The organism is Halomonas sp. DP5N14-9 (assembly GCF_019802175.1).
GTDB lineage: Bacteria > Pseudomonadota > Gammaproteobacteria > Pseudomonadales > Halomonadaceae > Halomonas > Halomonas litopenaei.
Map to the genome: position 1 here is coordinate 100,347 of NZ_JAHVHR010000006.1, position 20,264 is coordinate 120,610.

Sequence of the window (20,264 nt, forward strand, 5' to 3'; positions counted from 1 at the left end):
AAACCCTGCGGATCCCCCATGTTAGAGAAACTTCGCAAACGCCTGCAAGCGCATTCCCCCCGCCGCCTGACGCTGAAGCTGCCCGAGGCAGCGGTACTCATCCCGTTGGTCGATCGGCCCGAGCCCGGCCTGCTGTTCACCCGCCGCGCAAGCCACCTGTCGACCCACAGCGGCCAGGTCGCCTTTCCGGGCGGCAAGCGGGAGGCTCATGACGCCGACCTGCTGGCCACCGCCCTGCGCGAGTCCGAAGAAGAGATAGGCCTGCCCCCCGGCCAGGTAGAGGTGCTCGGCCAGCTCTCTGATGTGCTGTCGCTGCATGGTCTCAAGGTCACCCCTTTCGTCGGACTGATTCCGCCGGATCTGCCGCTGGTCCCGGACCTGGGCGAGCTGGACGCGATCTTCGAGGTGCCGCTGTCGCACTTTATCGATGACCAGCGTACCCACACCGACGTGATCCCGGTGGACGGCAACGACATCTATGTACCGAGCTACCTGATCCCCGCCGACCAGGGCGACGACTACGTGATCTGGGGGCTGTCCGCCATGATGCTGGTGGAGCTGCTGGCCAAGGGATGCGACCTGGACATGAGCCTTTCTCGCCGCCCGGAGGGTAGACTACGCCATCTGCCTCCGAGAAGAGCGCCAAGATGACCAGGCACGGCCCCGCGATGACAAGACGAGCACCGATTTCATGAGCTACCCCGATCCCTGCCCCCTGCCGCCGCAACGGATGGAGGAGCTGGTGGACGCCCTGGTGGAACGCGGCTTCTATGTCGGTGAAGCGATGATCGACGCCGAGCTGTGCCAGGCCTTGCACGCCGAGGTCGAGGGCCGAGCGCACCAGCAGGCCCTGGCCCGGGCCGGCATCGGCCGCGGATCCGACTTCGATACCCGCGAAGACATTCGTGGCGACGCCATCCACTGGCTCGATCGGGAAACCCTGGCCCAGCGCCGCTATCTCGACGCCATGGGCGAACTCCAGCAAAGACTCAACGAGAGCCTGTTTCTCGGCCTGTTCGAGTACGAGGCGCATCTGGCCCGCTATCCTGCCGGAGCCTTCTACCGTCGCCATCTCGACAGTTTCCGAGGCCGCGCCAACCGCGTGGTCTCCACGGTAGGTTATCTCAATCCCGACTGGCCGGAAGATGGCGGTGGCGAGATGGTCATCTACGCTGAACAGGACCCGCAGAGGGAGCTCACCAGGGTCGCCCCCAGGGCCGGCACCCTGGTGTGCTTCCTGTCCGAGCAGGTGCCGCATGAAGTACTGCCGACCCGCCTGCCCCGCGCCAGCATCGCCGGCTGGTTCAGACGCAATGCCTCGCTGGGTGGCGTGGTAGACCCGGCTCGCTAGGGCCTGATGACCATGCGCCACGACAGCAACGACGCTAAAGACTCCAGCGCCGAACCGCGAACCGAAGAGGAACGCTTGCGCCAGCAGGTAGAGGCGCTCAGCGAACGGGTACAGCAGCTCGAACAGGAGAAGCGCCACTATCAGTGGCTGGCCGAGAGCACCACGGATCTGATCTCGCGCCACGACCACAACGGCGTCTTCCTCTACGCCTCCCAGGCCGCCAGGACCCTGCTGGGCTATGATCCTGACGACTTGATCGGTGTATCGGCCTACGACCTCTTCCACCCGGACGATCTGGCGGCGCTGCTGTCCAAGTCCCCTCGTATCTACTACCACGAGGGCTTCTACGAGCAGACCTACCGTTTTCGCACCCGCAGCGGCCACTACATCTGGTTCGAGACCACCAGCCGTACCCGTCGCGACCCCGATACCGGCGAACTCACCGACGTGCTGTGCGTCTCCCGCGACGTCAGTCGGCGTGTCGAGTCCGAGGCACGCCGCGAGCGCCTGGCAAGGGTGGTGGAATCGACCACTGATTTTGTGCTGTTCTGCGACCAGGACGAACACGTGGTCTACTGCAATCAGGCCGCACGCACCCTGTTCAGGCTCGACGAAGAAGGCGCAAGCACGACCATTGCCGAACTGTTGGTGCCCACGTCGGCACAAAGATGGCGTGAACAGGTGCTGCCTGCCGTCACCCTGGAGGGGCGCTGGAGTGGCGAGCTGGCCCTGGCCTCACCCTCAGGCGAGATCCCGGTGCTCAGCGTGGTCCAGCTGCACCGTGAACAGGGAGGGCAGACGCGACTGTCGATCCTCAATCGAGATCTCAGTCTGCGCCTGGAGGCGGAGGCCCAGGCACGCCGCCATCAGGAGCAGATCACCCACGCCAATCGCCTGGCGAGCCTGGGTGAACTGGCCACCAATATCGCCCACGAATGCAATCAGCCGCTGGCGGCTATGGGCAACTACGCCAGCGGCGCGCTGATGCAGCTCGAGCGCGACCCCGACCAACCCGCCCACCAACTGGCGCTGCCCCTCAACCGCATCAACGATCAGATTCAGCGCCTATCCGAACGCTTCAAGCATATCCGTCGCTTCGTTCGCCGCGGCAGTCTTCACCTCGCGCCCCAGGATCTCGCCGAGATCATTGGCCAGGCCTGCGACCTGTGCGAGCCCCAGTGTCGGCACGAAGGCGTGCATCTGGCGTCACGCCTGGCCCCTGGCCTCGACCTCGTCATGGCCGACGCCATCGGCCTGGAACAGGTACTGGTCAACCTGATCCGCAACGCTCTCGACGCCTGTCGCGACATCGCCACTCCGCCCAGGCCTCCGTGCATTCGCCTGGAAGCCTACCCGCTTGGCTCCCGCGAATGCTGCGTGGACATCGTCGACGACGGCCCCGGCGTGGCACCAGAGCAACGCCAGGGCCTGTTTACGCCCTTCGTCAGCGGCCGCAAGGACGGTCTCGGCATGGGGCTATCGATCAGCCTGTCGTTGATCGAGGCCATGGGCGGCAACCTGGTGCTGATCGATGACGGCGACCCACCGAGCGCAGACGCTCTTCCTCCCGGTCCCGGTGCGAGGCGGTCAGAAGATCCTGACGCGCCACAGGGTGCGCGCTTTCGCATTACCCTGCCCTCCGCCTGAGGGCTTGAACAGCTGATACCTCGGCGCGTCCCCTGACTTGAGGCGCCAAGCGCCAGCCAGGCGGAGATCAGGCACCAGGCTTTGTACGAAAACCCGGCGACCAGGCATCGCCTGGCACGGTCCCCTTTGGCCGGGGGATCGGCTAGCATAGGGGCCTGCCCGCGAGACTCGCCCAACCAGCGAAGTGACCATCATGCCCGTCGACACTGCTGACCAGCCAACCATCGCCATCATCGACGACGACGATGACCTGCGCGAGTCGCTCGCCTGGCTATTGCAGTCGGTGGGACTTGGCAGTCAGGGCTACGCCAGCGGCGACGCCTTTCTCGCCTCGTCGCGGCACCATGAGGTGCTGTTGCTGGACGTGCGCATGCCCGGCCTCAGCGGTCTGCAGGTCCAGCAGCGGCTGGCCGAGCGAGACCGTTGTCCTCCCCTGATCATGATGACCGGTCACGGTGACGTGCCCATGGCGGTCGCCGCGTTGAAGGCGGGAGCCTTCGACTTCATCGAAAAGCCCTTCAATCAGCAGCAATTGATCGATGTCATCCAGCAGGCGCTGGCCCACCACCAGCACCGGCAGCGGGCCCAGGCCGATCTCGAAGAGCTGCGGCAGCGATATGAAGGGCTGAGGGCCAACGAACAGGCCATCCTGGTCGAGGTGGCCCGCGGGCTTACCAGTCGCGAGATCGCCGAGAAGCTGACGCTGAGCGCCAAGACCGTGGAGGTCTACCGTCAGCGCATCATGAAGACACTCGGCGCCGATAGCCTGGCGCATCTGGTCAGGCTGGCCGTGGCGCTGGGATTGGTGGCAGCACTGCCCGGGCAGGATAGCGACGTCGGCCGAGATGCCGGCGCGCCGTCATGAGTCTGGTGACAAGGGCAGAGTGAGAGGCCACCAACTGGCAGCCGGCTCAGTTCGACATGCAGCAGGAAGTGAAGCAAAGCGGTTCAGGCCGAACGCCGTAGCCAGTCATCCGGACCCGCTAACCCCGGTCCCCTCAGCCGTGCCAGACGACTGGACAGCGGCTCCAGCCCAAGCGCCTGACGACGCCGATCGACGTCATCCGGCCGTTCGATGACGCTGGGTACGGGCCAGCCGTCGTCGCCGATCTCGAATTGGGTGCCATAGCGCTGGGGCCGACCGGTCAGGACCCTTATGCGATCTTCGAGAAAGGCCAGCTGCCACCCGGGCGCCTGGCCGGCGGCAACCGCCTGAATCAGTGCAGAACAGCAACGTTGCATGAAATCCACGTCGAAAACCGCGTGCATCGCGATGTACCAGGCTGCTTCGCTGCCGTCTTCCCCGACGGTGTCCTTGCCCGGCCAGCCGTGACGATCGATGACCGCAGACAGACGCTCGGCATTGGCCTGATGCAGCGCACGCACTCGCGGATGATAGTCGGCGGAGGGGATCTCCCCCGAGGCCGCGAGTTCATCCAGCAACGCTCTATCTTGCTCGGCCAGCGCCACCATCTGCTGGGCCAACATGGTATTCCTCGTGTTCATGCAACGCACCTCATTTGCAGGCCAGCTTGCCGACAACCTACAGCGTCCTAGGGTTACCCTTCGGCATCAATAGTCGATCCGCCGGGCGCTGCGTAGGAAAATGCCGACGCCAGAAGCATATTTCAGTGAAGAATCACGTATCTGGCTGTCCGTCATCGGACAACTTTGGTCCATGCTAGAGTCAAGCCAAGGCCACAGATATCCCTCCCCGGAGGCATCCTTCCCCAGGCAGGAGGCCGCCCGCGGATCATCTTTATGAGGAATACTGAATGAATTCGACCGATCGTCAGCACCTGCGCCGCTGCGTTGACCTGGCCAGGGAGGCCCTCGAGGCTGGTGACGAGCCGTTCGGCTCGCTGCTGGTGGACCCGCAAGGGCAGGTTCGCTTCGAGGATCGCAACCGCGTCGCCGGCGGTGACGCGACCCGCCACCCCGAATTCGCCATCGCCCGCTGGGCGGCCGAGCACCTCAGCGTCGAAGAGCGCGCGCACTCGACCGTCTATACCTCCGGCGAACACTGCCCCATGTGCGCCGCGGCGCATGGCTGGGTCGGACTCGGACGCATCGTCTACGCCAGCTCCTCAGAACAGCTCGGCGGCTGGCTCGGCGAGTGGCAGGTGGCACCTGCCCCGATCGCCCCGCTGCCGATCCAGACCATCGTGCCGAGTGCCGAGGTGGAGGGGCCGGTTGAGGAGTTTGCCGACGAGATTCGCGAGCTGCACCGGCGGCTCTATCGGAAGTGACGGAGGAAGGGGGAGCTGGGGTATCGAGAAGGCGGACAGCGGCGTCGAGTCGTTGGCCGGCGACGCCGGTGATCAACCGTCAGCTCAGGCTATCGAGCACGTCACCCACACGCAGGATGACCCCCACGCCCTGCTCGACGACGGCATTCTGGCCAAAGAAGGCGCCCTTCCAACCGGGCTGGGTATCCATTTCCACCAGGGTCTTCAATGGCTCCTTGGCCGAGGGCGCCGCACCGCTGCGCTGATCCAGGGTAATGATCTTGCAGCGCTTGCATGGCTTGCGCAGGCCGAGGCGATAGCCGGGCCCGGCCAACGAGGCCCAATCCCGTTCGGCGAAGGGATCACCGCCCGACACCACCAGGTTGGGGCGGAAGCGCTCCATCGGCACCGGCGCCTCCCCCTTGGCTTCCAGCCGCTCGTTGAGCGCCGCCAGCGAGGCCTCGGAGGCGATCAGCAGGGGGTAGCCGTCGGCAAAGGCGGTATGCACCACACCGCGTTCCGCCGGCGGCAGAAACTCGGTCTCTACCCAACGGCGCTGCTCGTGGGGCAGGCGCACCAGCCGCAACCGCCGGAAACGTCCCGCTTCGCCCCGGGGTTCTGGCAAGGACTTTGGCAAGGGCTCTGGCAAGGACTTTGCCAGCGCTTCTGCCAGCCAATTCGCCGCACCGTCGCCTTCGTCCAACGCCTGGCATTCGCTCTGCCAGACCCGCACCCGGCGCACCGCCGCCTTCGGCTCGTCCAGTGACAGCACGAGCGGCGCCATCCTCTCGTGGACCAGGCGCAGAGTGTCGGACGACAGTTCGACACCGATGGTCGCCAGGGCGGGGATCTCACGCTGGGTGACGAAACGACCGTCGTCGTCGACCAGCATCCAGCGCCGATCGAAGGCGAGCCCGCGCTCGGTGAGTTCAGCCCGGGACAGCGCGATGCCGCGCAGCGACTTGACGGGGTAACAGGCGAGAGTGGAAAGCTTCATGGGCATCCTTGCCAGAGGGGCATCGTCTCAAGTTGGTGGCACGGGCACTGCACGGTGCCAGTACCGGGCCAGCGTCAGCCTAACGCCAGTTCGACGGCCCTGCGGGCGTGAATGGCCGTCGTATCATACAGCGGAATCTCGGTGTCGGCCTGAGCGACCAGCAAGGCGATCTCGGTGCAGCCCAGTATCACCGCTTCCGCACCACCGGCCTTGAGCTCTTCCATGATCGACAGCATCACTTGGCGTGACGCCTGCTCGATTTCACCATGGCAAAGTTCATCGTAGATGATCCGGTGAACCTGATCGCGCTGAGCCTTCTCGGGTACCTGTACCTCGATACCGTAGGCCTCGAGCCGGTCCTTGTAGAAGCCCTGCTCCATGGTAAAACAGGTGCCGAGCAGCCCCACCCGCTTGACCCCGTCGGCGATCAGGGCATCGGCGGTGGCGTCGGCAATGTGCAACAGGGGGATATCCACCGCCTTTTCGATGTCTCGGGCCACCTTGTGCATGGTATTGGTACACAGCACGATAAGGTCCGCGCCCGCCTCCTGAACGCGCCAGGCGGCGTCGGCGAGCAGCCCGGCGGCATCCTCCCAGCGGCCCTGATGCTGAAAGGCCTCGACCTCGGCGAAGTCCAGACTGATCAAGGCAATCTTGGCCGAATGATGTCCACCAAGTGCGCGGTTCACATCCCGATTGATGACCTGGTAGTAGCTCACCGTGGACTCCCAACTCATGCCGCCCAACAGCCCGATGGTCTTCATAGCGCCCTCCCGAGGACTTCCCTGGCCCAGTCAGTGTTGCGGTACCGTCTACTTCAGCATACAAGAGTCATCGGTGGCTCACAGCACCCTCACCCTCAACGGCTTTCCTGTTTCGCGCATCTCGCATACTCTTAGCGGGCTAGCAAAAGTGCTACCACTACCTCCACCGTCCCACGACAAGGAATCTCGATGACGGCCTCAGACACCCTCAAGCTGGTCCTGCTGTCGAGCCTGTGGGGACTGTCCTTCATCTTCATGCGGGTGGCCTCGCCGGAGTTCGGCGCCGTCCCGGTGGTGATGATCCGCATGGGGGTCGGCGCCCTGCTGCTGCTGCCCCTGCTGGCATCACTGCACTACCTGCGCCAGGTGCGCGACAATATCGGACGCCTGGCGCTGCTCGGCTTCATCAACCACGTGGTGCCGTTTTCACTGCTGGCCCTGGCGACCACCCAGCTCGAGGCAGGCTTCACCTCGCTGATCAACGCCACCACTCCGATCTTCACCGCGCTTATCGGCGCCGCCTGGTTCGCCACGCCGATTCGCCGACGTCAGTACCTGGGTCTGGCGCTGGCCTTCGTCGGTGTCTACGTGCTGTCCGCCGATCGGCTGGACTTCCAGCTGGGCGGCGATGGCTGGTACATCCTGGCGATTCTCGGGGCCACCTTCTGCTATGGCATCGCCGGCAACTATTCGAAGACCCACCTCGGCCATCTGCCGGTACGCGTGCTGGCCGCCGGCAGCTGCTCGATGTCCGGGCTGATGCTGCTGGTACCTGGGCTCCTGATGTGGCCGCAGCAAGCCGTCAGCATCGAGGCCTGGGGCAGCGCCCTGGCCATGGCGGTGCTGTCCACCACTGTCGCCTTTCTGCTGTTCTTCAGCCTGCTGGCCAGCGCCGGGGCTACCGCCGCCTCTACCGTGACCTTTCTGGTACCGGTCAGCGCCCTGCTGTGGGGCTATGTGCTGCTCGACGAGACCCTGGGGCTGCGCACCCTGGTGGGCATGGCCATCACCCTGGCAGGCACCGCTGTAGCCACCGGCATGCTGTCGCCGGGCCGGGACAAGGCCACCCGACCATTGCCCCGCTAGGCGCCCCCCAGAATCCTCGCGCCAGAATGACGAAGCGGCCATGGCATTCGCCATGGCCGCTTCAATGCTAGGCGCTGTCCGAAAAGTCGACGAGCGAAGGTTAGACAAGGCAAAAATCGGTGAGACAGCGCAGTTTACGGGGTGTAAATGAGCATGTTGATCCGATTTTTAACGCCGTATTACCGAGCGCAGGCACTTTTCAGACAAGCCCTAGCTGAAGGCTTGTGAAAGGGACTCAGAAGTTGGGCTTGCGCTTCTCGACGAAGGCGCTCATGCCTTCGCGCTGCTCGTCGGAGGCGAAGCACAGGGCAAACAGGCTGGTCTCCAGCGCCAGGGCGCTGTCCAGATCCTGATCCATGCCGTCGTGGATCACCTGCTTGGCACTGCGCACCGCGCCGGGGCCATTGCCGGACAACTGCTTGGTCAGGGTGGCGGCGTAGTCCTCGAGCTCGGCCTGGGACATCACCTGGTTGACCAGGCCAATGCGCAGGGCCTCCTGGGCGTCGATCTTGCGCCCGGTGGTGCAAAGGTCAAGCGCCATGGCCGGGCCGACCCGACGCGGCAGACGCTGGGAGCCACCGAAGCCGGGAATGACCCCAAGCAGTACCTCGGGCTGGCCAAACACCGCGTTGTCGCTGGCCACCGCCCAGTCACAGGCCAGCGCCAGCTCGCAGCCGCCGCCGAGGCAGAAGCCGTTGACCAGCGCCACCACCGGCACCGGCAGCGTCTCGAGGCGCTTGATGGTCTTCAGCGCCTGACCGGCAAAGTCGCGCGCCTCGAGCGGGTTCATCTCGCGCATCGCGGTGATGTCGGCACCGGCCACGAAGGACTTCTCGCCGGCGCCGGTGATCAGCACCGCGCGCAGGCCCTCGCGACCTTCGAGCCGATCAAGGATCTCGGCCAGCGCCTCGATGACCTCGCGATTCAGGGCGTTCAACGCCTTGGGACGGTTGATGGTGAGGCGTACCACGCCATCGTTGTCGACCATCTCGACCAGTTGTTCGCTCACGAAATGCTCCTTGTCAGAGTTGTCAGTTGTCGGCGAGGCCCGCCTGGCGTCGGCGGAGCCTGGCGCGTTCGTCACCTTTGGCCCAACCCTAGCGAACGCTTGGTAGGCTCACAAGCCATCCTTTTGGCGCATGCCACCGCCTCAACCGCTGTAGTCGTGAAAGCCGCGGCCGCTCTTGCGTCCCAGATAGCCGGCGTCGACCATCCGCTTGAGCAGCGGACAGGGGCGATACTTGGGATCGCCGAAGCCATCGGCCAGTACGTTCATGATCGCCAGGCAGACGTCCAGGCCGATCAGGTCGGCCAGCGCCAGCGGGCCCATCGGGTGGGCGGCGCCAAGCTTCATGGCGGTGTCGATGTCTTCGGCGCTGGCCACCCCTTCCTGCACCAGGAAGGCGGCCTCGTTGATCATCGGCACCAGCAGGCGGTTGACCGCGAAGCCTGGGGCGTCGCCGATCGCCACGGCGGTCTTGCCCATGGACTCGGCCAGGGCTTCGACACGGGCCACGGTCGCGTCGCTGGTCTGCTCGGCGCGGATGACCTCGACCAGCTTGAGCACCGGCACCGGGTTGAAGAAGTGCATGCCGACGACTCGTTCTGGCCGCTGGCACACCGCCGCCAGACGGGTCAGCGACAGCGAGGAGGTGTTGGAGGCCAGCACCGCCTCGGGGTTGAGCTCATCGAGCTCCCGGAACAGGCGTTCCTTGAGCTCCGGCGCTTCCGGCGCCGCCTCGATGATCACCCCGCAGTCGGCCAGGGCCTGAAGCGAGTTGACCGTGGTCAGGCGCGCGCGGGCCTCGTCCCGCTGTTCGGCACTCAGCCGCTGCTTTTCCACCAGCTTGGCAAGGCCCTTGTCGATCGCCGCGCTGGCCCGCTCCAGGGCGGCCTCGGCAACATCATAAAGGCTCACCTCGAAGCCGCTTTGCACCAGCACCTGGGCGATGCCCTGACCCATGGTTCCACCACCGACCACACCGATCCGCGTCTCGCTCACTTGCTTTCTCCCTTGATGGATATTTCCCTCGATCATGACACAACCACGCCGCCCCCGGTCACCCCGAAGGCGGCGTCTGATGATCTGCTCCCCGCTCTGTCTCGGGCGGGCTTACCCTGCCATCAGCGGATGGCAGGCGGCGATCAGCTCTCCTTTGCCTGCTGACGCAGCACGAACTTCTGGATCTTGCCGGTAGAGGTCTTCGGCAGTTCGGTGAAGACGACGCGCTTGGGCACCTTGAAGCGCGCAAGCTTGCCCCGACAGTGCTCGATGATGTCCTCTTCGGTCACCTCACCGCTGGTGGCCTTGAGCTTGACGAAGGCGCAGGGGCTTTCGCCCCACTTCTCGTCAGGCTGGGCCACCACCGCGGCCTCTTCCACCGCCGGGTGGGCGTAGAGCGCATCCTCGAGTTCGATGGTGGAGATGTTCTCGCCGCCGGAGATGATGATGTCCTTGGAGCGATCCTTGATCTCGATGTAGCCATCGGCGTGCCACACTGCCAGGTCGCCGGTGTGGTACCAGCCACCATCCAGCGCTTCCCGGGTGGCGGCCTCGTTCTTCAGGTAGCCCTTCATCACGTTGTTGCCACGCATCATGATCTCGCCGATGCTCTCGCCGTCCTTGGGCAATGGCTCCAGGGTCACCGGGTCGGCCACGCAAAGCGCCTCCAGCATGTGCCCACGCACGCCCTGACGGGCCTTGATGCGGGCACGCTCCTCCAGCGGCAGCTCGTCCCAGGCCTCGCGCCAGGCGCACACCGTCACCGGACCATAGACCTCGGTCAGACCATAGACGTGGGTCACATCGATACCGAGTGACTCCACCCCGGCGATCACCGCAGCAGGCGGCGCTGCTCCTGCGGTGGTGGCCTTGACCGGGTGGTCGATGGCGCGACGCTGGGACTCGTCCAGATTGACCAGTCCGTTGAGCACGATCGGCGCACCGCTGAAGTGGGTCACCTTCTCGTCGGCGATCAGTTCCATGATCTTCTTCGGGTCGACCTTGCGCAGGCAGACGTTGACTCCGGCGTTGGCGGCGATGGTCCAGGGGAAACACCAGCCGTTGCAGTGGAACATCGGCAGCGTCCACAGGTACACCGGGTGATGTGGCATCGCCCACTCGAGGATGTTGCTCACTGCGTTGAGGTAGGCGCCGCGATGGTGATAGACCACGCCCTTGGGCTTACCGGTGGTACCGGAGGTGTAGTTCAGCGAGATGGCGTCCCACTCGTCTTCGGGCAGGCGATAGGGGTAGTCGGCGTCACCTTCGGCCAGCAGGTCCTCGTACTCGATCTCGCCCAGGCGCTCGGCCTGGCCCTCGAACTCGGGATCCAGCACGTCGATGATCAGAGGCGGTTTATCGAGGCCCTTGATCGCCTCACGTACCACCTCGACAAACTCCGGGTCCACCAGGATCGCCCGGGTCTCGGCGTGTTCCAGCATGTAGGCAATCGCCGAGGCATCGAGACGGATATTCAGAGTGTTGAGCACGCAACCGGCCAGGGGCACGCCAAAGTGAGCCTCGAACATCGCCGGCACATTGGGCAGCATCACCGACACCGTATCCCCCTTGCCGAGCCCACGACGCTCCAGCGCCGAGGCCAGTCGCCGGCAGCGCTGCCAGGTGGTGGCCCAGTCGCGGCGCGTCTGGCCGTGGACCACCGCCGGCAGGTCCGGATAGACGCTGGCCGCGCGTTCGATGAAGGTCAACGGCGAGATCGCCACGTGGTTGGCCGCGTTGCGCGGCATGCCCTGGTCGTAGATGTTGCTCATTAGACACTCCTGATTGAAGGTCGCATGCGTAGCCACTGGCGGCCTGCGCCTCGCTACGAGGGAAATGACGATGGCCGATCCTGAACAGAAGATAGCCGCCGGTGGACACCGACGGCCAATCGGTTCAGCCAAGCGATACGCCAAGCAGTTCGTCGAAGCCAGCCTCGATGACGCGACGCTGGGCGCGCCCCTCGGGGAGCCACTGGCGCACGGCGAAGTCGGCACAGGCCAGCTTGCGCCGGTAGAAGTCGTCGTCGCTGCCGGCGTCCAGCGCGGCCCGGGCGATGATCGCCGCGCGCCCCATCTGCCAGGCGCACAGTACGTGGCCGGTCAGCGACAGAAGCGGCGTGGCGTAGGCCTGGATGGCGTCGGCGCCGCGTTCGGCGTCCGCCCCCGCCTCCAGCACTAGGGCCGCACAGGCACGCAGATCCTCGGCACCGGCGGCAAGCTCTGCCCCCAGCGGAGCAAGAGAAGAATGGGCTGACAGCGCTTCGGCGGTGGCCTGCACTTCGTCGATCAGCAGCGACAAGGCCGCGCCGCCATCGCGCTGGAGCTTGCGCCCCGCCAGATCGAGCGCCTGGATGCCGTTGGTGCCCTCGTAGATCGGTGCGATACGCACGTCCCGCAACAGTTGCGCGGCGCCGGTCTCCTCGATGAAGCCCATGCCGCCGTGGACCTGAACCCCCAACGAGGCGATGTCCACCGCCTGGTCGGTGGAGAAGCCCTTGACCACCGGGATCAGCACCTCTGCCCGCGCCTGGGCCTCGCGACGGCGCGGTTCGTCCTCATGGTGACGAGCCACGTCGAGTTGCTGAGCGCACAGCAGCGCCAGCGCCCTCAGGGCGTCGGTGCGCGCCCGCATCGACAGCAGCATGCGGCGCACGTCCAGGTGCTCGCCGATGGTGCAGGGCTCGCCTCCGCGGGACGGTGGTGTGCGTCCCTGGGAGCGATCGTTGGCGTAGGCCAGGGCGTGCTGGCAGGCACGCTCGGCGACACCGATACCCTGGATACCGACCTTGTGGCGAGCCTCGTTCATCATCGTGAACATGTGGTTGAGGCCGCGCCCGGCCTCCCCCACCAGATAGCCGACGGCGCCGTCCTTCTCGCCGAAGCTGAGGGTGCAGGTGGGGCTGCCGTGGATGCCCATCTTGTGTTCGATGGAGGCGCACACCACGTCGTTGCGCTCGCCAAGCGAGCCGTCCTCATTGACCAGGAACTTGGGCACCAGAAACAGCGAGATGCCCTTGTTGCCCTCGGGGGCGTCGGGGGTGCGCGCCAGCACCAGGTGGATGATGTTCTCGGCGGCCTCGTGTTCGCCCCAGGTGATGAAGATCTTCTGGCCGAACAGCCGGTAGTGATCGCCTTCCGGCACCGCGCGGGTGCGCACGCGGGACAGGTCCGAGCCGGCCTGAGGCTCGGTCAGGTTCATGGTGCCGGTCCAGCTGCCCTCCACCAGACGCGCCAGGTAACGCTGCTGGAGTTCGTCGCTGCCATGGTGAGCCAGCGCCTCGATGGCACCCGCGGTCAGCATCGGACACAGGCCCAGAGCCATGTTGGCGCCGTGCAGCATCTCCTGCACGCTGCTGGCCACCACCTCGGGCAGCCCCTGGCCGCCACGCTCCTCGGACACACCGATCCCGTTCCAGCCGCCCTCGGCGTAGGCCTGGTAGGCCTCGGCGAAGCCGTCGGGCAGTGTCACGCTGCCGTCTTCCAGCCGGCTGCAGCCCTGGCGATCACCGCTGGCATTGAGCGGCGCCCAGACATCAGAGGCGAGCTTGGCGGCCTCCTCGAGCACAGCGTCGACCAGCTCGGGGCCAACCTCGGCAAAGGGGGCCAGGTTCAAGGACTCGTGCTCGAGCATTTCCGACAGCACGAAGGACAGGTCTCGCAGGGGAGCGGCGTAGGGATACATGGGGCACCTCGTGAAAACGATACCCAGGATAGTAGTTTCCCTAGTCGGCTCACACTATTGGGCCAAGGTCGCAGTAGACTTCAGGGTTGATCGGGGACAAGCGGCGTGCTCGATAGCGCACGGTAAGGAGGGAACGGGCAGAAAATGGCAGGCCGTGGAAAGGTGCGGAAGGGAGGCCGCCGCCGAACGTGATCGGCGGCGGCCGGTGTGATCAGCGGGTCTGGCGGATCACGTCGGTACCCTCAGGCACCTCGAAGCGATAGCGCTGGTCATCGATGTTGCCGTTCTGCTCGGCATTATCGAAGGCGATGGCGGTACGCTGACCGGTGCTGTCGGTCATCTCCAGCGCCGCAAGCTGCTCGCTGTAGAAGGTCAGGCGCAGGCTTTCGAACAGGGTGTCCGAGGCCTTGGGCTCCAGGGTGAAGGTCTCGGCGGTGCCTTGCTGAGAGCTCTTGACCTCGTAGCTGTCGGTGAGCTCGTTGGCGCTGCCGGACAACAGCAGAGCCGGGGTGTGGGTGATGCGCTCATCCAGCGGCTGAATGGTGGCCTGCTCGAGATCGGGGTCATAGAGGGTGACCTCGTCGCCGTCCGACACCACGATCTGCTCGTAAGGCGCCTTGACCTCCCAGCGGAACTTGCCGGGGCGCGACAGCCACATGTGCCCTTCGGTCTGCTGCAGGCGCTGGCCACTGCCGTCGAGGATCTGCTGCTCGAAGTCGGCGGAATAGGTGTTCAACGGCTCCAGCATGCGGGTCAGGCGCTCAGCGCCGTCGGCCAGGGCGGTGGCGGGGATCGCCAGCGCCAGGGCCAGCGTGGCAAGACCGGAACTCAAGGTAAGGCGTGCGGGCATAGCGTCTCTCCGTCGAAATCGTCGAAATCCTTGTCGCGCCGGAGCGGCTCCGGCGCCGGGAGGATGTCCGTTTGAGTCCAGTATGCCTGGCAAGTTGCCGCTGAACCCGGTCGTGACACCCTCTTGCATGGTGATTACATCCTGACGCGACACTGTCCCCAAATGGAGACAGTGTCGCGCCGATCGGGTTAGCCTGCGGTGGGCGGCGGTGCCAGCACCTCTCGCCCGCCGTTGCTGCCCATGGACGATACCACCCCGGCCATCTCCATGGCCTCGACCAGGCGTGCGGCACGGTTGTAGCCGATCTTGAAGCGCCGCTGGACCGCCGAGATCGAGGCCCGGCGCGTCTCGGTGACAAAGGCCACGGCCTCGTCATAGAGGGCGTCCTGCTCGGCGTCGCTGTCATCGCCGGTGCCTTCGGCCTCGAGCCCGGTCAGGGCATCGGCGGAGACACCACCGGAGAGGATCTCGTCGATGTACTCGGGCTCGCCGCGCCGCTTCCAGTCTTCCACCACCCGGTGCACCTCATCGTCATCGACGAAGGCGCCGTGCACGCGGGTCGGCTGACCGGAGCCCGCCGGCAAGTAGAGCATGTCACCATGGCCCAGCAGGTTCTCGGCGCCGCCCTGATCGAGGATGGTGCGGGAGTCGACCCGCGACGACACCTGGAAGGCCATGCGGGTGGGGATGTTGGCCTTGATCAGGCCGGTGACCACGTCCACCGAGGGACGCTGGGTCGCCAACACCAGATGGATACCGGCGGCGCGGGCCTTCTGCGCCAGTCGGGCGATCAGCTCCTCGACCTTCTTGCCGACGATCATGAACATGTCGGCAAATTCGTCGATCACCACCACGATGTAGGGCAGCTTTTCCAGCACCGGCGGGGTCTGGTGCATCTCCCAGGGCTGGGGCTCCCATAACGGATCGGCAACCTGGGCACCGGCCCGCTCGGCCTCATCGAGCTTGCTGTTGAAGCCGGCGATGTTGCGCACTCCCATGGCGGCCATCAGCTTGTAGCGACGCTCCATTTCGGCCACGCACCAGCGCAGGGCGTTGGCGGCCTCCTTCATGTCGGTGACCACCGGCGCCAGCAGGTGCGGGATACCGTCATAGACCGACAGCTCCAGCATCTTGGGGTCGACCATGATCAGCCGAAGCTCGTCGGGGGTCGCCTTGAGCAGCATCGAGATCAGCATGGCGTTAACCCCGACCGACTTGCCCGAGCCGGTGGTACCGGCGACCAGCACGTGGGGCATCTTGCCCAGGTTGGCCACCACCGCGGCGCCGCCGATGTCCTGACCCAGCGCCATGGTGAGACCGGAGGCCTCGTGCTGGTAACGGTCCGAGTCGATCACCTCACGCAGGCGGATCATCGCGCGATTGGGGTTGGGGATCTCGATACCCACGGTGGGACGGCCGGGTATCACCTCCACCACCCGTACGCTCTTGACCATCAGCGAACGCGCCAGGTCCTTGGCCAGGTTGCTGATCTTGGACACCTTCACCCCCGCTGCCGGCTTGATCTCGAAGCGGGTGATGACCGGGCCCGGCCAGGTATCGACGACCTCGGCCTTGACGCCGTATTCGCGCAGGCGCATCTCGAGCAACTCCGCCATGTCGGCCAGTTGCTGCTCGGTGTAGTTGGGCTGATGCGGCTCCGGCGGGGTCAATAGCCTGAGGCTTGGCAGCTCGCCGTCAGGTTCCGGCAGGTCATCGAAACCGGGACGCTGGCTTTGCAGGTGCTCTACCGTCCACAGCGTCGGGCCGTCGTTGTCGGCGGCCTCACGGGCTTGCTCTGCGGTAGCCACACGTCCTTCGCCCACGCTGTCGTGGCCTCCGGCAACATTCGCGCCCGCGGCGTCGTGACCTGGCTCAGCCCGGGGAGGCTCGGCCGGCGTGCCGGCGTCGCTGCGCTCCGCTTCCTGCTGCACGCGCTGACCAGCATCCTGACCAGCGTCCTCAGCAGAAGACGGACGGGGAGAAGAACTGGGAGCCTGGCTCGAGACACTACGCGGCGCCTCATGGGTGGCCGCCAACAGACCGGCACCCGCCCCTGCAGCGATGGCGCCGCCAGCCAGGGCGCCACCATCATCAGGCAGCACCGGCTCGGGGATTTCCTCGGCACGACGCTCCTCTCGACGAGGCTGCGTCTGGTGGCTCGACGGCTCCTCCCCGCGAGCGGGCTCTTCCCGACGCGGCTCCTGTGGAGCGCCAGTCGCCGGCGCGGAAGGCGCAGATTCGGACTCCTGAGACGAGCCAGGCGCGGCGGGTGCGGCCCCGGGCGCCTGTGGAGAGCGCGCCTGTTGAGAGCCCTGCGCGGCTGGCGCGGCTTCGGGCGCCTGAGAAGAGCTAGGCGCGGCTGGCGCGGCTTCGGGCGCCTGTGAAGAGCGCGCCTGTGGAGAGCGCGCCCGTGGAGAGCCAGGCGCGGTTTCGGGCGCCTGTTGAGAACCCTGCGCGGCTGGCGCGGCCCCGGGCGCCTGTGAAGAGCGCGCCTGTGGAGAGCGTGCCTGAGCAGTAGGCCCGGCTTCGGGGGCCTCTAAAGAGCTCGGCTCGCTTGTACGTTCAGGCGAAGGCACCGGCGCATCCCTCTCTGCACGCAGCGACATCGGCTCTTCTGCCCTTGCCGCCAAAGGTGCCTCTGCCGCAAAACTGCCGCCTAGGGTCGGCTCTCGCCGCTCTCTGGAAGCCGTGGGCTCCGGGGCCAGGGTCGGCTCTCGCCGCCCGCCCTCAGGTTCGGTGGGACGGGTGTCCCGCGGCGTTGTGGTGCCGTCCTGAACGCTACCTTCATGGCGGCGGCGAGGCGCGGCCTCGGCAAAGCGTTCGGTATAGGCAGCGCCAGGCTGCTTGGCCGACGGCGTGGATTCCGCCACGTCCCAGGGAATATCGGTGTTGCCGTCGTCGCCCATGGACGACCCCGCGGCCTCATCCAGGTCGGTCGGAGTCCCCTTGCCGCGCAGGCGCTGCCACCAGGAGGGCCGGGGCGTCGTATCGCCTTCCTCGCCATCTTCGCTGTCGATCGGCGATGACGCCTTGGCCCTGGGCTCAGGTTCACTGTGCTGGTCGGCGCTCTGCCCTGCGTCGTCCTCGTCTTTAGACGACGCGAAGCGGGACTTGAGCCAGCGTCCCAGCAACAGACAACGGTGGCCCGCCTCGTCCATGACATTGAGCCAGGACAGCCCGGTAAACAGCGGCATTCCGCCCAGGATAGCGACAACGGCGAGCAGACCTGTTCCGCCGACGCCCACCAGTGGCCGCAGGGCGCCGACCAGCCCGACTCCGAGGATGCCACCGGTGGAGTATGGCAGCACGCTGTCGGGCTGATGGAAGTAGAGCGCCCCCAGGGTGGTGCACCCCAGCAGCAGCAGAATCAGCCCGCCGCAGCGCACGGCCAGGGCGGTCGCATCCCACTCGAACTCCACTCGACGGGAACGGATCAGATACCAGGCGGCAAACGCCAGCATGCCTGGCCACCACAGGGCGCTGATGCCAAACAACGAATACAGCACGTCGGCGAGCCAGGCCCCGATGGGGCCCATCCAGTTGGCCACCGCGGTCTCGGGGCCACTGCTCGACCAGCCGGGGTCCGCCGGCTCGAAGCTGAACAGTGCCAGCAGCAGGAATACGCAGGCAGCCAGCAGTACGATGATCACACCTTCCCTGGCAGAGCCATGCAGACGCAACCCGACCTTGCGGGCGGTCTCCTTGGCGGCTGCCGCCGTCGCGCGCGACGACATGGACTTCTTGTTGGCACTCAAACGGCCTTCCCCTTGCGCCATAACGGCGTCTTCCATCCTTCTGACTGGAGGTCATGATACCGAGCCAGCCGGTGAGCGAATAGGCCCAGCATACCTTGAGCGAAGCGCGGGCTGGGGGCACACTGCCCCATCTTCCACCCGGTATTGCAAAGGGAGCCCCATGCTGCCCTGGCTCAACGAACATCCTGTGACCTTTCCTTCGGTCGATATTGCCCTCGACGACCCGGACGGCCTGCTGGCCGCTGGCGGCGGGCTACCTCCCGAATGGCTGATAGAGGCCTACCGCCGCGGAATCTTCCCCTGGTACAGCGACGACCAGCCGATTCTCTGGTGGAGCCCCGATCCGCGCATGGTGTTGCACCCCGAAGAGCTACGCGTGCGTCGAAGCCTCGCCAAACGACTGCGAAACGGGGGCTTTCGCGCCACCGCCGACCAGGCGTTCGACGCCGTCATCGATGCCTGTGCTGCACCGCGCAACGATGGTCATGCGTCAGGCACCTGGATCACCGATGAAATGCGTGACGCCTACTGCGACCTGCACCGGGAGGGGGTCGCTCACTCGGTGGAAATCTGGCGTGACGACCGGCTGGTCGGCGGGCTCTATGGTGTCGCCCTGGGACCGGTGTTTTTCGGCGAATCGATGTTCAGCCGCGAGGCCGACGCCTCCAAGATCGCCCTGGTGCATCTGGCCCGCACCATGGCGGCCGGCGGCGGGCGTCTGATCGACTGCCAGATGCACACGCCCCACCTGGCCAGCCTCGGCGCTCGAGGTATCGCTCGATCAGCCTTCATCGGCTATCTTGAGAGGTGGCTGGATGATCTGGACAGAGACAGCCTGACGACGCCGGCATGGTCATTCACCGGCATCGGTGAATGACCTGGTATCAGAAGGCCATGTATGACGACCACCATTGACACGACCCATACCAACGCCTGATCCATCACTCGATGCCATCCGACAGGGAGACGGCAGCCTTGAGCAGCAATACACCGCGTCAACCCGTACGCGACCTGCGGTTCTTTCTTACTGTGCCGCACGCCTGCAGCTATCTGCCGGGCAAGGAAGCGACCACCCTGTTCCTGGATCCCAAGGAATCCCCGGGACAGGGCGTATATGACGCGCTTACGCTACTTGGCTTCCGTCGCAGCGGTCTGCATCTTTACCGCCCTCACTGTGAAGGCTGCCACGCCTGCATCTCCGTGCGAATCCCGGTAGCGGACTTTAGCCCCAATCGCACCCAGCGACGCCTGATGCGGCGCAATGCCGACCTGACCATCGAGGTGGTACCGGCTCAGTTCGACTCCCGCCACTACGACCTCTACGCTCGCTATATCTGCACGCGCCACCATGACGGTGACATGTTCCCACCGAGTCACGAGCAGTACCGTACCTTCCTGAGCCTCGATCAGCCCTACGCGAGACTGCTGGAGATGCGCCTGGACGGAAAGCTGGTAGCGGTATCGGCCTTCGACGAGCTGCGCCATGGCTTGTCCGCCATCTACACCTTCTTCGACCCGGACCACAGCCTCGAGCGCCGTTCTCTTGGCACCCAGGCGGTGCTGGCGCTGATCCAGATGGCATCCCTGAAGGGACTTCCCCATGTCTACCTGGGCTACTGGATCGAGGAGTGCCGCAAGATGAGCTACAAGAGCAGCTTCTCGCCCCTCGAGCGCCTGGATGGCCGGCTCTGGCGACGCCTGGTACCGATCGACAGCGAGTAATCGCCCAACCCGATAGCTCAAGCACGTTCTCTGCTCTCTAGAGAGCGGCAGAGTATCGTGGGCTTTGAGGGCCGATCAGCCATCTGCCTTTGCCATCTGCTTCCGGGGATACTGGAAAGCGGCAGAATATCTCGAGATTCAAGTGCTCATGGCGAACTGCCTTTGCCATCTGCTTCCG

Annotated in this window: 17 protein-coding genes; 8 read left to right on the forward strand and 9 right to left on the reverse strand. The window is 65.6% G+C overall.

Going from position 1 to position 20,264, the window contains the following annotated elements:
- Window positions 1-18: 18 nt before the first annotated feature.
- The 4 genes from KUW00_RS05945 (at window position 19) to KUW00_RS05960 (ending at window position 3,863) form a co-directional block, all read left to right on the forward strand.
- The gene (locus KUW00_RS05945) at window positions 19-651 is read left to right on the forward strand and encodes a CoA pyrophosphatase (RefSeq protein ID WP_108449078.1); all 633 of its coding nucleotides are present in this window, start codon (window positions 19-21) and stop codon (window positions 649-651) included.
- A gap of 40 nt (window positions 652-691) precedes the next feature.
- Complete coding sequence (locus KUW00_RS05950; RefSeq protein ID WP_108449077.1) at window positions 692-1,351, forward strand: 2OG-Fe(II) oxygenase; 660 nt, start codon at window positions 692-694, stop codon at window positions 1,349-1,351.
- Window positions 1,352-1,363: 12 nt separating this feature from the next.
- Window positions 1,364-2,998 (forward strand): PAS domain S-box protein, encoded by a 1,635-nt coding sequence (locus tag KUW00_RS05955; protein WP_222568543.1) that lies wholly within the window; start codon window positions 1,364-1,366, stop codon window positions 2,996-2,998.
- A 193-nt stretch (window positions 2,999-3,191) separates the two neighbouring features.
- Window positions 3,192-3,863, forward strand: a complete 672-nt coding sequence (locus KUW00_RS05960) for a response regulator transcription factor (RefSeq protein ID WP_045992896.1) — start codon at window positions 3,192-3,194, stop codon at window positions 3,861-3,863.
- Window positions 3,864-3,946: 83 nt separating this feature from the next.
- Here the strand turns inward: KUW00_RS05960 and KUW00_RS05965 are convergent, their stop codons facing one another.
- Window positions 3,947-4,504: a DUF6624 domain-containing protein gene (locus KUW00_RS05965; protein ID WP_124804119.1), complete on the reverse strand. Its 558-nt coding sequence runs from the start codon at window positions 4,502-4,504 to the stop codon at window positions 3,947-3,949.
- A 269-nt stretch (window positions 4,505-4,773) separates the two neighbouring features.
- Between KUW00_RS05965 and KUW00_RS05970 the strand changes: the two genes are divergently transcribed.
- The gene (locus KUW00_RS05970) at window positions 4,774-5,247 is read left to right on the forward strand and encodes a nucleoside deaminase (RefSeq protein WP_045992898.1); all 474 of its coding nucleotides are present in this window, start codon (window positions 4,774-4,776) and stop codon (window positions 5,245-5,247) included.
- Window positions 5,248-5,326: 79 nt separating this feature from the next.
- Here the strand turns inward: KUW00_RS05970 and KUW00_RS05975 are convergent, their stop codons facing one another.
- Window positions 5,327-6,223 carry an MOSC domain-containing protein gene (locus tag KUW00_RS05975; RefSeq protein ID WP_222568544.1) on the reverse strand — a complete coding sequence of 299 codons (897 nt, stop codon included), beginning with the start codon at window positions 6,221-6,223 and terminating at the stop codon, window positions 5,327-5,329.
- 74 nt (window positions 6,224-6,297) lie between these two features.
- Window positions 6,298-6,987: an aspartate/glutamate racemase family protein gene (locus tag KUW00_RS05980; protein ID WP_222568545.1), complete on the reverse strand. Its 690-nt coding sequence runs from the start codon at window positions 6,985-6,987 to the stop codon at window positions 6,298-6,300.
- Window positions 6,988-7,176: 189 nt separating this feature from the next.
- Here KUW00_RS05980 and KUW00_RS05985 point away from each other — a divergent pair, with 189 nt between their 5' ends.
- Window positions 7,177-8,073 carry a DMT family transporter gene (locus KUW00_RS05985; protein ID WP_045992901.1) on the forward strand — a complete coding sequence of 299 codons (897 nt, stop codon included), beginning with the start codon at window positions 7,177-7,179 and terminating at the stop codon, window positions 8,071-8,073.
- A gap of 235 nt (window positions 8,074-8,308) precedes the next feature.
- Here the strand turns inward: KUW00_RS05985 and KUW00_RS05990 are convergent, their stop codons facing one another.
- The 6 genes from KUW00_RS05990 to KUW00_RS06015 all read right to left on the reverse strand — a co-directional run bounded on the left by KUW00_RS05990 (window position 8,309) and on the right by KUW00_RS06015 (window position 18,364).
- A complete protein-coding gene (locus KUW00_RS05990; protein ID WP_045992902.1) occupies window positions 8,309-9,082 on the reverse strand; it encodes an enoyl-CoA hydratase-related protein in 774 nt (257 codons plus the stop codon).
- 141 nt (window positions 9,083-9,223) lie between these two features.
- On the reverse strand, window positions 9,224-10,075 hold the full coding sequence (locus KUW00_RS05995) for a 3-hydroxybutyryl-CoA dehydrogenase (RefSeq protein WP_045992903.1): 852 nt from the start codon (window positions 10,073-10,075) through the stop codon (window positions 9,224-9,226).
- A gap of 143 nt (window positions 10,076-10,218) precedes the next feature.
- The gene (locus KUW00_RS06000) at window positions 10,219-11,847 is read right to left on the reverse strand and encodes an acyl-CoA synthetase (RefSeq protein ID WP_045992904.1); all 1,629 of its coding nucleotides are present in this window, start codon (window positions 11,845-11,847) and stop codon (window positions 10,219-10,221) included.
- Between the two features lie 124 nt (window positions 11,848-11,971).
- On the reverse strand, window positions 11,972-13,759 hold the full coding sequence (locus KUW00_RS06005) for an acyl-CoA dehydrogenase (protein WP_222568546.1): 1,788 nt from the start codon (window positions 13,757-13,759) through the stop codon (window positions 11,972-11,974).
- Between the two features lie 211 nt (window positions 13,760-13,970).
- Complete coding sequence (gene lolA, locus KUW00_RS06010) at window positions 13,971-14,609, reverse strand: outer membrane lipoprotein chaperone LolA (RefSeq protein WP_045992906.1); 639 nt, start codon at window positions 14,607-14,609, stop codon at window positions 13,971-13,973.
- A gap of 188 nt (window positions 14,610-14,797) precedes the next feature.
- Entirely contained in the window at window positions 14,798-18,364 is a 3,567-nt protein-coding gene (locus KUW00_RS06015) for a DNA translocase FtsK 4TM domain-containing protein (protein WP_409996281.1), read from the reverse strand.
- Window positions 18,365-18,524: 160 nt separating this feature from the next.
- Here KUW00_RS06015 and aat point away from each other — a divergent pair, with 160 nt between their 5' ends.
- Window positions 18,525-19,241 carry a leucyl/phenylalanyl-tRNA--protein transferase gene (aat, locus tag KUW00_RS06020; protein ID WP_222568547.1) on the forward strand — a complete coding sequence of 239 codons (717 nt, stop codon included), beginning with the start codon at window positions 18,525-18,527 and terminating at the stop codon, window positions 19,239-19,241.
- A 98-nt stretch (window positions 19,242-19,339) separates the two neighbouring features.
- A complete protein-coding gene (locus tag KUW00_RS06025; RefSeq protein ID WP_045992908.1) occupies window positions 19,340-20,086 on the forward strand; it encodes an arginyltransferase in 747 nt (248 codons plus the stop codon).
- Window positions 20,087-20,264: the final 178 nt, after the last annotated feature.

Coding starts and splice junctions, on each gene's coding strand:
- KUW00_RS05945 (WP_108449078.1), top strand. CDS start 19: ATGTTAGAGAAACTTCGCAAACGCCTGCAAGCGCATTCCCCCCGCCGC.
- KUW00_RS05950 (WP_108449077.1), top strand. CDS start 692: ATGAGCTACCCCGATCCCTGCCCCCTGCCGCCGCAACGGATGGAGGAG.
- KUW00_RS05955 (WP_222568543.1), top strand. CDS start 1,364: ATGCGCCACGACAGCAACGACGCTAAAGACTCCAGCGCCGAACCGCGA.
- KUW00_RS05960 (WP_045992896.1), top strand. CDS start 3,192: ATGCCCGTCGACACTGCTGACCAGCCAACCATCGCCATCATCGACGAC.
- KUW00_RS05965 (WP_124804119.1), bottom strand. CDS start 4,504: ATGAACACGAGGAATACCATGTTGGCCCAGCAGATGGTGGCGCTGGCC.
- KUW00_RS05970 (WP_045992898.1), top strand. CDS start 4,774: ATGAATTCGACCGATCGTCAGCACCTGCGCCGCTGCGTTGACCTGGCC.
- KUW00_RS05975 (WP_222568544.1), bottom strand. CDS start 6,223: ATGAAGCTTTCCACTCTCGCCTGTTACCCCGTCAAGTCGCTGCGCGGC.
- KUW00_RS05980 (WP_222568545.1), bottom strand. CDS start 6,987: ATGAAGACCATCGGGCTGTTGGGCGGCATGAGTTGGGAGTCCACGGTG.
- KUW00_RS05985 (WP_045992901.1), top strand. CDS start 7,177: ATGACGGCCTCAGACACCCTCAAGCTGGTCCTGCTGTCGAGCCTGTGG.
- KUW00_RS06000 (WP_045992904.1), bottom strand. CDS start 11,847: ATGAGCAACATCTACGACCAGGGCATGCCGCGCAACGCGGCCAACCAC.
- KUW00_RS06005 (WP_222568546.1), bottom strand. CDS start 13,759: ATGTATCCCTACGCCGCTCCCCTGCGAGACCTGTCCTTCGTGCTGTCG.
- lolA (WP_045992906.1), bottom strand. CDS start 14,609: ATGCCCGCACGCCTTACCTTGAGTTCCGGTCTTGCCACGCTGGCCCTG.
- aat (WP_222568547.1), top strand. CDS start 18,525: ATGCTGCCCTGGCTCAACGAACATCCTGTGACCTTTCCTTCGGTCGAT.